Below are 15,607 nucleotides of genomic sequence, written 5' to 3' on the forward strand. Positions count from 1 at the left end.
GCCCGCATGGGGCTGAACCGCACCATGAACATCGGGTTGTTCCTGCAGATTGTGGCGTTGGGCATGCTGGCGGTACCGGCGGCCATGCTGACCGTGCCCTGGGTCATGGCGGCCCAGGCGCTCTCGGGCATTGCCAAGGATCTGAACAAGATGTCCGCCAAGAGCGGCATCAAGTTGCTGGTGCCGGATGAGCAGCAGGGCACCCTGTACAAGTGGGTGGCGATTCTCACAGGTTCGAAGAACACGCTGAAAGGCGTCGGTTTTTTCCTGGGCGGTGTGCTGTTGATGGCTGCCGGCTTCAAGGGTGCGGTCATCATCATGGCGGTTGCGCTGGGACTGGTCTGGCTGGCCAGCCTGTTCCTGCTGGGGCAGGATCTGGGCAAGAGCAAGGCCAAGCCGAAATTTAGCGAGATTCTCTCAAAAAGCCGGGCCATCAATGTGCTCTCGGCGGCGCGGATGTTTCTGTTCGGTGCCCGGGATGTCTGGTTTGTGGTGGCCTTGCCGGTGTACCTGCACACGGTCTTTGGCTGGGACTTCTGGAAAGTGGGCGGCTTTATGGCCACCTGGATTATCGGCTATGGCTTTATCCAGACCATCGCCCCGCGCATCACCGGCAACATGGAAGGCAAACAGCCCGCTGTGCTCTGGGCGGCAGCCCTGGCGCTGATTCCGGCAGCGATTGCCATTGGCCTGATGGCGGGCTGGTCACCCCAAATCGCGATTGTTGGTGGTCTATTGCTGTTTGGTGTGCTGTTTGCCGTTAACTCGTCCCTTCACAGCTATCTCATCGTAAGCTATGCCCGCGGTGATGGCGTGTCGCTGGATGTGGGTTTCTATTACATGTCGAACGCTGCGGGACGTTTGCTGGGCACCATTCTGTCCGGCTGGGTGTATCAGGCTTACGGATTGGAGACCTGTCTTTGGATATCGTCCGGACTGGTGGCCATGGCCGCGATATTGTCCCTGATGTTGCCGGAGCGGCGGCCGGTGACAGCCTGAGCGGGCCTCAGAACCGAATGGCCAGCCCTGCAGCGGCCTCCACCTGCAGGTAGCCATTGCTGTCGAACCTGAGTTCGCAGCCGCCAGAGCAGAACGCCGAACCTCCGGAGTTCAGGGCGGTATAAATACCGCGCAGATCCAGCCGCAGGCGCAGTTGTTCCGTCAGGAAAAACTGGTACCCGCCGCCAATAGATAGAGCGGCCCGGTGATGGGTTTCATACCGTGAATCATCCGGCTCGATGCGGGTAACGCCGAACACACCTGAGACAAACCCGCCGTGATTCTGACCACCGGGAAAATACAGTCCGCCGAACTGGAGCTGGTAGATGGTGAGGTCGATGGACTCCATGCCGGGTGCGAACAGGCCACTCTCCAGTCTGGCCGAAGTGCTCTGCCGCCCGAAATAGAGCTCTCCCTGTTTGCCCGGTTCTGCCAGATCAAAATTGAACACCAGCCCCTGGCTGGCGGAATCCCGGAAGTCGATCTGGTCCGAGGTGCTGGCGCCGGAGGTCTCGATGTCCACCGAACTGCTCATGCGAAACCCCGCAAACGGTGCCAGGCTGACCTCGGCTGCTGCCGGCGGGGCGCTGAGTGCAGATGCCAGTGCGAACGCGGTAATGGATCGAAGTTTCATACATCCTTGGCCTGTGCGGCTGGTGGTTGGCAGGACACTGTGCAATGGTATAGCCGTTACGAACGTTGACGAGCCCTGGTGAAGCTATCTTGACAGACTTGGTGTTGGAAAATCTCGGCGTTGGCACTCTGGGTAACGTCTCTTTGACGGTGCCTGGTGGACAGGTTGTCTGTCTGTCCGGCCCCTCGGGGAGCGGCAAGAGCCGTCTGCTCAGAGCCGTGGCTGACCTCGAACCGCATGACGGCAGGGTTTCACTGGGTGACACCGCCCAGACTGATGTTCCCGCACACCAGTGGCGAAGCCGAGTGGTGATGGTGCCAGCCGACAGTCAGTGGTGGTTCGATGAAGTGGATGGTCACTTCCCGGATGCTGCAAAGGCAGGATTGCCGTCAGCGCTGGGCTTCCCGCCAGAGGTAATGGGCTGGTCGGTGAGTCGGCTTTCTTCGGGTGAGCGACAGCGGCTCGCCTTATGGAGGGCCCTTGCCCTTCAGCCCGAGGCCCTGCTTCTGGACGAACCCACCGCCAATCTGGACAACGACAGCACGAGAACCGTTGAAGCCTGGCTGCTCGAGGAGATCCGGAGGCGGAAGATCGCGGTGCTCTGGGTTGCCCACGACCCGGGGCAGATCCATCGGGTGGCAGACGCCCACTACCGGATTCACGGCACCAGTCTGGAGCGTGTTCATGGAAGTGATTGATCTGGCCTGGTGGAAACTCGGCCTGGCGGCCCTGCTGATTCTGGCGTTGGCCGGTACCGGATATATGGCCCGGCTCGGCATTACACGGAGTCTGCTGATCGCCGCGATTCGCACGATTATCCAGCTGGCGCTGATCGGGTTGGTGCTGGAAGCCCTGTTCGCGTCCTCTGCATTCTACTGGATTGCACTGCTGGCATTGGCCATGTTGTTGGTGGCGGGCAGGGAAGTGGTTGCACGGCAGGGACGACGATTACAGGGTTGGTGGGCGTTCAGTATCGGTACGGGGGCGATGTTTGTATCGTCCTTTACCGTGACCGTACTGGCCCTCACCGTGGTGATAGGCCCCGAGCCGTGGTATGCACCGCAGTACGCCATCCCCCTGCTGGGCATGATGCTTGGCAACACTATGACCGGTGTCAGCCTGGCGCTGGACCGGTTGAACGAATCAGTCTGGCGTCAACGGGCGGTTATCGAGAACCGGTTAATGCTGGGTCAGACCTCGCTGCAGGCCCTGGAGGATATCCGGCGGGATGCCATGCGCAGCGGCATGATGCCGTCGATCAACGCCATGGCGGCAGCCGGCATCGTCAGTCTGCCGGGCATGATGACCGGTCAGATACTTGCTGGCAGCCCTCCGGCGGTGGCGGTTAAGTACCAGATTCTGGTGATGCTGATTATTACCGTTGGCACCGGGTTTGGCGCCGTCATGGCTGTTTCCTGGGGCGGTCGGCGACTGTTTGACGATCGGGAGCGTTTGCGGCTGGATCGGTTGGTGAAGTCCTGACCAAGTCGCCTGCTTGCCAACCAGACACCAAAGTAGCATGGGCGAAGCAGGCTTCCCGAGGCTAGGCTTGGTCCATCGTGTGGAAAAGACAATAACAATGATCGACCTGCTTAAACGTTATCCCCTCCCTGTGATCGTGCTGGCCCAGCTGTTCGGCACCTCGCTGTGGTTCAGCATCAACGGTGTCTGGCTGTCCCTGTCCGCGGAGTTGGGCCTGACCGAAACTGATCTCGGCCGACTGACCCTGGCGGTTCAGGCCGGGTTTATCGCGGGCACCCTGACTATCGCCGTGACCGGTCTGGCGGACCGCTTCGGTGCCAGCCGGATCTTTGCCCTGTCGAGCCTGCTGGGGGCGTTAGTGAACGGCGGGTTTGTTTTTTTTGCCGGTTCGCCCCCGATGGATCTCCTGCTCCGGTTTGCCACGGGTCTGTGCCTGGCGGGTATCTATCCACTGGGCATGAAAATGGTGATCGCCTGGACCCCGAAATACGCCGGTGCCGCTTTGGCCTGGCTGGTGGGCATGCTTACTCTGGGCACGGCACTTCCACACCTGATGAGGGGCGCAACGCTGGGCATGCCCTGGGAGTGGCCGCTGATGGCGGCCTCCTGCCTTGCGCTGATTGGCGGCCTGCTGGTGTTTTTGCTGGGCGACGGACCGCATCTGCCGAAAAGCAGTGGCCGGTTGCCACTGAGTCAGGGATTGGCGGCGCTGCGAATTCCACGGTTTCGAGCCGTGGCCGGGGGTTACTTCGGTCACATGTGGGAGCTCTATGCCTTCTGGACGCTGGTGCCTCTGCTGATCAGCCGCGAGCTCCAGCGTCTGGGGGAGGGTGATGCATTGGTTCCCTGGCTCTCGTTTGCAGTCATTGGCATTGGTGCTGCGGGGTGTGTTGGTGGCGGCAGGCTCAGTCGGACTCTGGGCAGCGAGTGGGTAGCCCGACGGGCACTGATGGTGTCCGGGCTCTTCTGCCTGGTATACCCCTGGTTGAGTGGGCTGGCTCCAGTGTTACTCATTGCATTGCTGATTGTCTGGGGCGTTGCCGTAGTGTCCGACTCGCCTCAATTTTCGGCCCTGGCGTCGGCAACCGCGCCCCGGGAATCGGTGGGCTCCTCCCTGGCGGTCATGAATGCTGTTGGCTTCGGGCTGACCCTGCCGGCCATCTGGCTGACCAGCGGATTATGGGGGCAATTGAATGTGTGGGTGGTTCTGCTTCTATTCCCGGGACCTGTGCTCGGACTGTGGTCGCTTTCCAGGGCACGACCTGAGGTCCAGCCTGGTTAATGATCGTGAGCATGAATGAGCCAGACACGTCCAAGGCGAGAGTGCTGATACTCTCCGGGTACGACGCCGCCAGTCACAAGCGTTGGCGTGAGCACCTGGCGGCGCTGTTGCCGGAATTTTATTGGCGGGCCCTGGTTTTGCCTCCGAGGTTTTTCCGCTGGCGAATCCGTGGCAATCCGCTGAGCTGGCTGAATGAGCCGCTCCTGCAGGAATCCTGGGATCTGATCATCGCCACCTCCATGGTGGACCTGGCAACCCTGCGGGGGCTACATCCGCGCCTGGCCCGCACCCCCTGCCTGCTGTACATGCATGAAAATCAGTTCGCCTTTCCGGTATCCAGCGGCCAGAACGCCAGCGCCGATCCACAGATGGTGAACCTGTACAGCGCGCTTTCGGCCGACTGTGTGGTATTCAACAGCGGCTGGAACCGGGACAGTTTTCTGGCCGGCGTTGATTCGTTCTGCCAGAAGTTGCCTGACAGAGTGCCTGAAGGGCTGACCGAAGTTCTGCGCGACAAGTCCCGGGTGATACCGGTGCCGATTGAGGACCGATTATTTACGGAGCGCCCGTCCCTTAGGGACCGGACCTGTCCGCATCTGCTCTGGAACCATCGCTGGGAATACGATAAAGGGCCCGATCGCCTGCTGAAGTTCCTGCAGGTGCTGGAACAGCGCTCGGTGCCGTTCAGGTTGAGCGTGGTGGGCGAGCGGTTTCGCAGTTATCCGAAGGCATTTGACCGGATAGGCGAACAGTTCGGTCATTCCATCGAACACTGGGGGTTCCTGGAAAGCCGTGAAGACTACGATCAGTTGCTGCGCCAGGCGGATATTGTGGTTTCCACGGCCCTACATGATTTTCAGGGCCTGGCGATGCTCGAAGCCATGGCCTCGGGTTGCGTCCCGCTGGCGCCGGACCGTCTGGCCTATCGGGAATATGTGCCTGCCCAGTGTCGGTATGACAGTCATGAAGAGGATGCAGAGCGAGAGGCGGAAGCTGCCGCCGACAGCCTCGAAGCCCTGCTGGAAAAAGGCGCTTCGGCCTGCCCGCCGGATGGCTGGCGGGCATCCAGGCTGGCCGGAGACTACCAGTCCCTGTTTGAGGAGCTGATCAAAACCGGGGCAAGCAAGCCCTGACCCTGTTTCTTTCCCAAACCTGTCCCAGATCAAACCCGCTCCCTTGCGGTTGTCTTCGTCGATACTAGACTCAGAATTGTCTGTCGGCCTCACCACAGGGAGTCGTGGCCATGGAGTTCCATACCCTCGACGGCAATGAAGCAGTGTCCTCGGTGGCATACCGCCTGAGCGAGACCATTGCCATCTATCCGATTACCCCCGCCTCGGTGATGGGCGAACACGCTGATGACTGGGCAGCCCTTGGCAAACCCAATCTCTGGGGGCAGGTGCCCAGTGTCGTTGAAATGCAGTCCGAGGCCGGTGCCGCCGGCGCCATGCACGGGGCACTGCAGGCTGGTTCTCTGGTAACCACTTTTACCGCCTCACAGGGGCTGCTGTTGATGCTGCCCAACCTGTACAAGATTGCCGGTGAGCTGTCGCCGTTCTGCATGCACATTGCCGCCCGCAGCATTGCCACTCACGCCCTCTCCATCTTCTGCGATCATTCCGACGTGATGAGTGCCCGTGGTACCGGATTTGCCCTGTTGGCGTCGGGATCGGTGCAGGAAGCCCAGGATATGGCCGCCATTGGCCACGCCGTTACCCTCGAAAGCCGGGTGCCAGTGATGCATTTCTTCGACGGCTTTCGCACCTCCCATGAAATTTCCAAGATCGCCGCCCTGAGCGATGACGATCTGAAGGCCCTGGTACCCCACGAAGGACTGGAGGCGCACCGGAGCCGCCGGATGACGCCGGACCGGCCGGTGGTTCGGGGCACCTCCCAGAACCCGGACGCCTTCTTCCAGGCCCGGGAGGCCATCAACCCCTTCTATCAGGCGTTTCCGGAAAAGCTGGAAGCCGTGATGGACCGGTTTGCCGGTATTACCGGCCGGCAATACCATCTGTTTGATTATGTCGGGCATCCTGAGGCCGACAGGGTGATCATCCTGATGGGCTCCGGAGCCGAATGCGCCCATGAGACGGTGGAGTGGCTGCTGGAGCAGGGCGAGAAGGTCGGGGTGCTCAAGGTGCGCCTGTTCCGGCCCTTTGCGACCGACCGTTTCCTGAGCGCTTTACCGGAGACCGTTGAGCAGCTGGCGGTACTCGACCGCACCAAGGAACCCGGAGCCCAGGGCGAGCCCCTGTTGCTGGAAGTCAGCGGTGCTTTGATGGAAGCTTACAGCCGGGGCGATCGCAAGGTGCTTCCCCGGGTTATCGGGGGCCGCTATGGGTTGTCCTCCCGGGAATTTACCCCCGCCATGGTGTGCGCAATCTTCGACGAACTGGAAGCCGAAGCGCCGAAAACCCGTTTTACCGTTGGCGTGCGGGACGATGTCAGCCATCTCTCGCTGGGTGTGGACAGCGAGCTGGATATTGAATCCCCGAAAACCCGCCGGGCGCTGTTCTTTGGTCTTGGCGCCGATGGCACCGTCAGCAGTAACAAGGCCAGCATCAAGATTCTGGGCGAGGGCACGGACCTGTTTGCCCAGGGCCATTTCGTCTACGACTCCAAGAAATCCGGCGCAACCACGGTATCCCATCTGCGGTTCGGCCCGCTGCCCATTCGCTCCAGTTACCAGATCAACAGGGCCCAGTTCGTGGCCATTCATGCGCCCCAGTTTCTGGAGCGGTTTGATGTGCTGGATCATGCCGCTGAGGGCGCAACGGTGCTGCTCAATGTACCCTGGCCCGAAAACGAGGTCTGGGAGCGGCTTTCGGTGGAGGTCCAGCGGGTACTGGTCGAACGTAAAGCCCGCCTCTTTGTGATCGATGCCGCCGAGGTGGCGGAAAAAGCAGGGCTGGAGCGGCGGATAAACACGGTCATGCAGGTCTGCTTCTTCGCCCTGGCGGATATCCTGCCCCGGGAAGAGGCTATTGCCCATATCAAGGAATCCATCCGCAAGACCTGGGGTCGCCGCGGGCCGGAAGTGGTGCGTCGCAATGTGGAAGCGGTGGATTCGGCGCTGGACAATCTGCATGAAGTGCCAGTGCCGGACGAAGTTACAGCAACCCGCGTCCGGCCACCGAGAGTGCCGGAGAGTGCGCCGGACTTTGTCCAGAAGGTCACGCGCCTGTTGCTGGAAGGCCAGGGAGACAAACTGCCGGTGAGTGCTTTCCCGCCGGACGGTACTTGGCCCACGGGCACCAGCCAGTATGAGAAGCGGACCATTGCCCTGGAAATCCCGATCTGGGAGTCTGACCTGTGCGTGCAATGCAACTTCTGCGCAATGATCTGCCCGCACACCGCGATCACCAGCAAGGTGTTTGAGCCCGAAGCGGTCAAAGGGGCGCCGGAGGCATTCGAAGTCGTGCCGGAAACCCAGACCTCTGAACTGGAGGGCCTGGATTACCGGATCCAGGTGGCCCCGGACGACTGCACCGGCTGTGGCTTATGTGTTGAGGTCTGCCCGGCCAAGGACCGGACCCAGCCCAAACGCAAAGCCATTAATATGCAGCCAATCGAGGACCACCGTGAGGTGGAGGCGGAGAACCTGGCGTTTTTCCGGAGTATTCCGGATGTGCCCAGAGACCGTATCCCCCGGGATTTCAAATCCCTGCCGCTGCTGATTCCCCTGTTCGAATATTCAGGCGCCTGTTCCGGCTGCGGCGAGACGCCTTACATCCGGCTGCTGACCCAGCTAGTGGGCGATCGCCTGCTGATTGCCAATGCCACCGGCTGCTCGTCGATCTACGGTGGCAACCTGCCCACCACGCCCTATACGGTGAACGCCGATGGCCGGGGGCCTACCTGGAACAATTCGCTGTTCGAAGACGCGGCGGAACTGGGGCTGGGCATGCGCCTGGGGCTGGACAAGCTGGTGGGTCGGGCCCGGCAACTGCTGGACGGGTTCCAGGGACAGTTACCTGAAGCGCTCTACTCGGAGCTGACCGGCGCCTGCACTACCGTCGATGAAACCGCCATGGCGTCACGGCGCACAGCCATAGAGCAACTTCGTAGCTGGCTGGCGGACCAGCAGGGGCCAGAGGCCCGGGAGCTAGAGACCCTGGCCGACGAGCTCTGCCCGAAGAGTGTCTGGGTGATTGGTGGCGATGGCTGGGCCTACGACATCGGTTATGGCGGCCTGGACCACGCCCTGGCATCGGGCCAGAACCTGAAATTGCTGGTGCTCGACACCGAGGTTTACTCCAATACCGGCGGGCAGCAGTCCAAGGCCACGCCCATGGGTGCCATTGCCAAGTTCGCTGCCGCCGGCAAGGCCACCCGCAAGAAGGACCTGGGCCTGCTGGCCATGAGCTACGGCCATGTCTACGTCGCCCAGATTGCCATGCAGTCCCACAGCAATCACACCACCAAGGCCCTGCAGGAAGCCGAGAGCTTTGACGGCCCGGCACTGATCATTGCCCACAGCCCCTGCATCGCCCACGGTTACGATCTGGTGCACTCACCCGCGCAGCAGAAACGGGCAGTGGACAGCTGGGCCTGGCCGCTGTATCGGTTTGATCCCCGACGAACCCACGAGGGTTTGCCTCCCCTGCAACTGGATTCCCCGCGTCAGAAGGTGACCATGAAAGCCTATATGCAGGAAGAGGCCCGGTTCCGGATGCTGGAGCTGAGAGATCCCGAACGCTACGAACAGCTGGTGGCTGCGGCCTCGGAGGCGGCCACGGAACAGCGGGAGCTCTACAAGCAGCTGGCGGGCATCCATTTCGAGCCTCACGAATCGTCCGATGCTGACAACGATAAGGGTGAACGTCATGACTGAGCTGGCAACCCGTTGGCTGGGGCTGGAATTGCAGTCGCCCCTGGTGGTCGGCGCCAGTCCGCTGACCGATGATCTCGATGCGCTGAAAGCCTGCGTGCGGGCCGGTGCCGGTGCTGTGGTCATGCACTCGCTATTCGAGGAACAGCTGGTGGAGGAGCAGATGGCTGCCCACCGGTTTATCGATTCACGCATCAATATGGATGCCGAGGCCCGGTCGTTCTTTCCGGAGTCGGAAGTTTTCGAGATGGGATCGGGCAGTTACCTTCAGCGGCTGGAATTGTTACGCCGATCACTGGATGTGCCGGTCATCGCCTCGCTCAACGGTATTTCGACCGGAGGCTGGACCGGACACGCCCTTGAGCTGGAGGCCGCCGGTGCCCATGCCATTGAGCTTAACCTCTATGATCTGGCCACGGACCCTTCCGAGACAGCGGATAGCCTCGAACAGCGCCAACTGGCCGTGGTCCGTTCGGTGACTGAACAGGTTAGCATCCCCGTCAGCGTAAAACTGTCGCCGTTCTATTCAGCGTTGCCGGCCTTTGTGGCGGGTGTTGAAGCGGCAGGCGCCCGGGGACTGGTTTTGTTCAACCGCTTCTACCAGCCGGAGATGGACCTTGATGAGCTGGAATTGAGCCGGGAAGTGGTGCTGTCATCCAGCGCAGAACTGCCTTTGCGGCTACACGCAGCGGCCATGCTGTATGGCCAGACGTCCCTGGAGATGGCGGTGTCAGGTGGCGTTCATACCGGTGATGACGCGGCCAAGGCGATCCTCTCGGGCGCGACCGCGGTTCAGGTGGTCTCTGCGATTCTGGCAGACGGTCCGGGAGCCCTCGGGCAGATACACGACGGGCTAATCCGGCGATTATCGGATATGGGCTATCGCGATCTCATAGAGGCGCGAGGCGCGCTGTCGATGGAAAGGGCGCCCAACAGTCGGACCTGGGAGCGCCTCAACTATGCCCGCCTGCTGCATGGCTGGAAATAACGATTACAGGTTCTGGTCGGGCACTTCCCGGATGCGTCCGTGCTCGTCAATGGCTACGTACACGAACAGGCCCTCGGTTACCTTGCGGGGGTTTTTCGCGGTGCGGTCCAGGGTCCAGACCTCCACGTTGATCTTCATGGAGCTGCGGCCAATGTCCACAAGCTCGCAGTAGCAGCCCACCTGGGAACCGACCCGTAATGGCGACAGGAACTCCATCCGGTCCATGGCCACGGTGGCGTTCCGGCCCTGGGAAATGCGCCCGGCCATGGTGTTGGCGGCAAGATCCATCTGCTTCACCAGCCAGCCTGCAAAGACATCGCCATTGGCATTGGTGTCGGCGGGGAGAGGAATTACCTGGAGAGTGAGGTCACCACGGGGCGTGGGTTTGTCATCGTCTAACGCTGTCATAGTACTGCCTTCTTGCGAGCCTGGAATTGTTTTAACACGCATGGTAACGGCCTGAAGCGCCGCTGCAAGCAAATTTGAACATTCCTGACTATATTTCAGAAGCTGTAACAAAGTTGTCACAGAGTGCCATTAGTCTGCACCCATCGGTAAAGCACATCCGACACAACGTCCAAACCGAATAATGGAGACTTGACGTGATGAAACTGAACAAAGCACTCGCGACTGTTGCACTGGCCGGCTCCGTAGCCGCCATGTCTGCACCGGCCATGGCCCGTGACACCATCAGCATCGTGGGCTCCTCTACCGTTTATCCGTTTGCCACTGTCGTTGCCGAGCGCTTCGGCACCAAGACCGACTTCAGCACCCCCAAGCTGGAATCCACCGGTTCAGGCGGTGGTCTCAAGCTGTTTTGCCAGGGCATCGGCACCCAGCACCCGGACATCACCAACGCTTCACGTCGTATGAAGACCTCCGAGTTCGAGCTTTGCCAGAGCAACGGTGTGACTGACATCACCGAGTTCCGCATCGGCTCGGACGGCATCGTGATTGCCAGCTCCAAGGAAGCCGAGAACCTGGACATCACCCTGGAGCAGCTGTTCCTGGCCCTGGGTTCCAAAGTGCCCGTTAACGGCGAGTGGGTTGCCAACCCGAACAAGAACTGGAGCGACGTTGACTCCAGCCTGCCAAACAAGCCGATTCGTGTGATGGGTCCCCCGCCGACCTCAGGTACCCGTGACTCCTTCAATGAACTCGCCCTGGCCGCCGGTTGTGACCAGCTGCCTGAAGCCGCCAACCTGAGCAAGGACGAGCACGCTTCCATCTGTGAAAGCGTTCGTGAAGACGGCGCATTCATCGAAGCCGGTGAGAACGACAACCTGATCGTTCAGAAGCTGATCGGTGACGAAGGCATGTACGGCGTATTCGGCTACAGCTTTATGGAAGAAAACTCCGACCGTCTGCAGGCCGCTACCCTGAATGGCAAGGTGCCGACCGCTGAAGCGATTGCTGCAGACGATTACCCGGTTGCCCGCTCACTGTTCTTCTACGTGAAGAAGGCGCACGTTGGTGTGGTTCCGGGTATCCAGGAATACGTCAGCGAGTTCACCAGCAACGCTGCCATGGGCCAGAACGGCTACCTGAAAGATGTAGGTCTGATCGTGCCGCCCCGTGCTGCTCTGATGGACCTGATGGATAAGGCAGAGAACATGCCGAACCTGACTCTGGACGAGCTTAAGTAAGACCGCCGTCCGGTCAAGAACAGAGGTGCGGGTCTCGATTGAGGCCCGCACCTTTTGCACGTTTGGACGATTCGGTGCCAGTGCAGATATGAATCTGTAGACTGTGCGCCAATACGAAGTGGAATACAGGAATTTTCATGCAACCGGCTAATCTTTTATTACTGACCCTGGCGTTGGCGATCGTGGCCTATTGGCTTGGTTACGCCCGCTCCCGGTCGCTGGCGATGCCGCTGGGTGGGATCCGTCACCTCAAGTCCCTTCCTTTCTACTATGGCGCCAGAGCCGCCTTGTGGAGTGGCATTCCCGCCCTCCTGGTGCTCGGTTTGTGGGCTGCGTTCCAGGGCAAAGTCATTCAGCTGATCATCATTGGTGGCCTGCCAGACAATATGATTCCGGCGACTGACGGTGAGGCAAGCCTGCTGCTCAGTAAAATCAGCAACGTTGCCAGCGGGGCCTTGCCTCCGGGATTTGTCGAAGCGCCGATTGCAGAGGCGGCTGAGCGTTTGAAGGCGCTGCGCACGAAGAGCCGGTTCCTGATGTCCGCTCTGGTTGTCTCGGTAGCCGTTCTGGCAGGTTTCCTGGGCTGGTTGCGCATAAGGCCTCGCCTGAATGCCCGTGTCCAGGTTGAATCCATCCTTAAATGGGTGTTCTTCGCCTGCGCGGCCCTGGCGATATTGACCACCGTCGGCATCATTTTTTCGGTAGCCTTTGAAACCATTCGTTTCTTCGGCAAGGTGCCATTTACCGAGTTTTTCTTCGGTACCCACTGGAGCCCCCAAACCGCGCTCCGGGCCGATCAGGTGGCTTCCCAGGGGGCATTCGGCATGATCCCCCTGTTCACCGGTACCCTGCTGATTTCTGCCATTGCGATGATTGTGGCGGTACCGGTTGGGCTGCTGTCGGCCATTTACCTGTCCGAGTATGCCGGCAAGAAGGTCCGCGGTGTGGTCAAGCCACTGCTGGAAATGCTGGCTGGTATCCCGACCGTAGTTTACGGCTTCTTTGCCGCCTTGACCGTTGCACCGTTTATCAGTGACCTGGCCGCTTCCATCGGTATCGAGGCGTCTTCCCAGAGCGCCCTGGCCGCGGGTGCCGTCATGGGCATCATGATTATTCCGTTTGTATCCTCACTCTCCGATGACGTGATCAATGCCGTGCCCCAGGCCATGCGGGACGGCTCTCTGGCGTTGGGTGCAACCCAGTCGGAAACCATGAAGAAAGTGATCTTCCCGGCTGCACTGCCCGGAATCATGGGTGGCATCCTGCTGGCGGTCTCCCGGGCCATCGGCGAAACCATGATTGTGGTTATGGCCGCAGGGCTGGCGGCCAACCTGACCGCCAATCCGCTGGAAACGGTCACCACCGTTACCGTCCAGATCGTGACGCTGCTCACCGGCGACCAGGAGTTTGACAGCGCCAAGACACTTGCGGCGTTCGCGCTCGGTGCAATGCTCTTTATCGCCACACTGCTGCTAAACGTTATTGCCTTGAAAATCGTTCGCAAATATCGGGAACAGTATGAATAACCAACGCTCGCAGGCGGAGATAGTCCGCCAGTCATTGAAAAGCCGCTATCGAAAAGAGCGCCGGTTCCGCGCCTATGGCGTGCTGGCGATCGCCATTGCCCTGGGGGCTTTGCTGACCCTGTTCACCGACATTATCGGCAAGGGTTATACCGGCTTCCTCAAGACCACCATCACCATGGAAGTGCAACTGGATGGTGAAATGATGTACCTGGATGACCCGACGGACGAGCGCCAGATAAAGATGGCGGATTTTGTCGAGCCGCTGGTCCAGGCACTGATCAAGGAGATTCCCGGAGCGACAGAGGATGACCGGGACCAGGTACGTGGACTGATCAACCCTTATGCGTCGGTGACTCTCCGCGATGCGCTGACGGCCAACCCGGACTGGCTGGGTACGTCAAGGACCATGACGTTCCTGAGCCACACCAACGTAGATGTCTACGTAAAGCATGCGGGCGATGACGCCTACTCGATCAAGTTGAATGACCAGCAAAAAGCCTGGGTTGACGAACTGCAGGAGCGGGGCGTCATCGAGACGTCCTTCAACGACGTGTTTTTCAGTGGCGGCGATTCCCGTGATCCGTCCAGGGCCGGTATCCTCGGGGCTATTGTCGGTTCGCTGCTGACCATGTTCGTTACCCTGATCCTGTCATTCCCGATTGGTGTTGCCGCGGCCATCTACCTGGAAGAGTTCGCGCCCCAGAACAAGTTCACCGATTTCATCGAAGTGAATATCAACAACCTGGCGGCGGTTCCTTCCATCATCTTTGGTCTGCTCGGCCTCGCCGTGTTCATCAACCTGTTCGGCATGCCCCGTTCGGTCCCGGTGGTTGGTGGTCTGGTGCTCACCCTGATGACGCTGCCCACCATCATCATTTCCAGCCGGGCCGCAATCAAAAGCGTGCCGCCCTCGATCCGCGAGGCGGCGGAAGGTATCGGAGCCTCCAAGATGCAGGTGGTTCTGCACCATGTGTTACCGCTGGCCATGCCGGGCATGCTCACCGGTTCCATCATCGGCATGGCCCAGGCTCTGGGTGAAACCGCGCCGCTGCTGTTGATCGGTATGGTGGCATTTATCGTGGATGTGCCGGATGGGTTCCTGGATTCGGCCACCGTTCTGCCGGTGCAGGTATTCCTGTGGGCCGGGAGCCCTGAGCTGGCCTTTATTGAACGTGCGTCGGCAGCCATCATGGTGCTGTTGACCTTCCTGATCAGCATGAATGCATTGGCCATCTGGATGCGCAAACGTCTCGAGCGCCGGTGGTAAGGAGAATCAAGATGAATACTGTGAATACAACCATTGCCAGTGAAGTTTCCCAACCGGACGAGGTGGCCGTGCCTGTTCAGGAATCCAAGCCTGCAGAAACCATCATCGAGGAAGGGAAAACCGTTGGAAAGCCGTTCTCGGACGACCCAAAATTCAAGCTTCGGGATGTCGAGGTGTTCTACGGCGATGCCCCTGCGATCAAAAAGATCAGCCTGGACATTGGCTGCAACGAGGTCATTGCCTTTATCGGTCCATCCGGCTGCGGCAAATCCACATTCCTGCGCTGCCTGAACCGTATGAACGACAGTATTGATATCTGTCGTGTGAAAGGTTCCCTGAAACTGGACGACCACGACATCTATGACCCCAAACGGGATGTCGTTGAACTGCGGGCCCGGGTCGGCATGGTTTTCCAGAAGCCTAACCCGTTCCCCAAGTCTATCTACGACAACGTGGCCTACGGCCCCCGCATCCACGGCCTGGCCAATCGCAAATCGGATCTGGATGAAATCGTGGAAAACAGCCTGCGCAAGGCTGGCCTGTGGGATGAGGTAAAGGATCGCCTGGACGCCAACGCAACCGGCATGTCTGGCGGCCAGCAGCAGCGTCTGTGTATTGCTCGCGCCATTGCTGTCAGCCCGGAAGTGGTGCTGATGGATGAGCCCTGTTCGGCGCTGGATCCGATTGCCACGGCGAAGGTGGAAGAACTGATTGCCGAGCTGTCCGAGAGCTACACGATCGTTATCGTGACCCACTCGATGCAGCAGGCGGCCCGGGTATCCCACCGTACGGCCTATTTCCACCTGGGACACCTGGTGGAAGTGAACGAAACCAACAAGGTATTCACCTCGCCGGAACACGAACTGACCGAGTCCTACATCACCGGCCGTTTCGGCTGATTCCGGACCTGAGGAATTTTGGAGAAGAACAGTATGCCTACAAAGAAGGA

At 60.1% G+C, this 15,607-nt stretch carries 13 protein-coding genes; 11 read left to right on the plus strand and 2 right to left on the minus strand.

Features of this window, described 5'->3' with window-relative positions; translation table 11 throughout:
- Positions 1-999: organoarsenical effux MFS transporter ArsJ (gene arsJ, locus QZ534_RS18620; protein WP_296936798.1), on the plus strand; the 999-nt coding region annotated here is incomplete at its 5' end.
- Between the two features lie 7 nt (positions 1,000-1,006).
- Here arsJ and QZ534_RS18625 read toward each other — a convergent pair.
- Positions 1,007-1,633, minus strand: a complete 627-nt coding sequence (locus tag QZ534_RS18625) for a hypothetical protein (protein ID WP_296936801.1) — start codon at positions 1,631-1,633, stop codon at positions 1,007-1,009.
- 89 nt (positions 1,634-1,722) lie between these two features.
- Between QZ534_RS18625 and QZ534_RS18630 the strand changes: the two genes are divergently transcribed.
- From QZ534_RS18630 to QZ534_RS18655, 6 genes are all read left to right on the plus strand, one after another.
- Positions 1,723-2,331: an ATP-binding cassette domain-containing protein gene (locus QZ534_RS18630; RefSeq protein ID WP_296936804.1), complete on the plus strand. Its 609-nt coding sequence runs from the start codon at positions 1,723-1,725 to the stop codon at positions 2,329-2,331.
- On the plus strand, positions 2,318-3,115 hold the full coding sequence (fetB, locus tag QZ534_RS18635) for an iron export ABC transporter permease subunit FetB (RefSeq protein ID WP_296936806.1): 798 nt from the start codon (positions 2,318-2,320) through the stop codon (positions 3,113-3,115). The genes QZ534_RS18630 and fetB overlap by 14 nt, the downstream gene beginning before the upstream one ends.
- Positions 3,116-3,212: 97 nt before the next feature.
- The gene (locus tag QZ534_RS18640) at positions 3,213-4,397 is read left to right on the plus strand and encodes an MFS transporter (RefSeq protein WP_296936810.1); all 1,185 of its coding nucleotides are present in this window, start codon (positions 3,213-3,215) and stop codon (positions 4,395-4,397) included.
- An 11-nt stretch (positions 4,398-4,408) separates the two neighbouring features.
- A complete protein-coding gene (locus QZ534_RS18645) occupies positions 4,409-5,530 on the plus strand; it encodes a DUF3524 domain-containing protein (RefSeq protein WP_296936814.1) in 1,122 nt (373 codons plus the stop codon).
- A 110-nt stretch (positions 5,531-5,640) separates the two neighbouring features.
- Entirely contained in the window at positions 5,641-9,234 is a 3,594-nt protein-coding gene (gene nifJ, locus QZ534_RS18650) for a pyruvate:ferredoxin (flavodoxin) oxidoreductase (protein ID WP_296936819.1), read from the plus strand.
- Positions 9,227-10,219, plus strand: coding sequence for a dihydroorotate dehydrogenase-like protein (locus QZ534_RS18655; protein WP_296936821.1), 993 nt, complete (start codon positions 9,227-9,229; stop codon positions 10,217-10,219). Before nifJ ends, QZ534_RS18655 begins: the two co-directional genes overlap by 8 nt.
- Positions 10,220-10,222: 3 nt before the next feature.
- Here the strand turns inward: QZ534_RS18655 and QZ534_RS18660 are convergent, their stop codons facing one another.
- Complete coding sequence (locus QZ534_RS18660; RefSeq protein ID WP_296936823.1) at positions 10,223-10,627, minus strand: acyl-CoA thioesterase; 405 nt, start codon at positions 10,625-10,627, stop codon at positions 10,223-10,225.
- A gap of 194 nt (positions 10,628-10,821) precedes the next feature.
- Here QZ534_RS18660 and QZ534_RS18665 point away from each other — a divergent pair, with 194 nt between their 5' ends.
- The 4 genes from QZ534_RS18665 (at position 10,822) to pstB (ending at position 15,557) form a co-directional block, all read left to right on the plus strand.
- Entirely contained in the window at positions 10,822-11,865 is a 1,044-nt protein-coding gene (locus tag QZ534_RS18665; RefSeq protein WP_296936825.1) for a substrate-binding domain-containing protein, read from the plus strand.
- Positions 11,866-12,002: 137 nt separating this feature from the next.
- A complete protein-coding gene (gene pstC, locus QZ534_RS18670) occupies positions 12,003-13,391 on the plus strand; it encodes a phosphate ABC transporter permease subunit PstC (RefSeq protein ID WP_296936826.1) in 1,389 nt (462 codons plus the stop codon).
- Entirely contained in the window at positions 13,384-14,658 is a 1,275-nt protein-coding gene (pstA, locus tag QZ534_RS18675; protein WP_296936828.1) for a phosphate ABC transporter permease PstA, read from the plus strand. Before pstC ends, pstA begins: the two co-directional genes overlap by 8 nt.
- Positions 14,659-14,669: 11 nt before the next feature.
- A complete protein-coding gene (gene pstB, locus QZ534_RS18680) occupies positions 14,670-15,557 on the plus strand; it encodes a phosphate ABC transporter ATP-binding protein PstB (protein WP_296936830.1) in 888 nt (295 codons plus the stop codon).
- Positions 15,558-15,607 lie beyond the last annotated feature (50 nt).

The sequence above is a fragment of the uncultured Marinobacter sp. genome, from assembly GCF_913055835.1.
Classification (GTDB): domain Bacteria; phylum Pseudomonadota; class Gammaproteobacteria; order Pseudomonadales; family Oleiphilaceae; genus Marinobacter.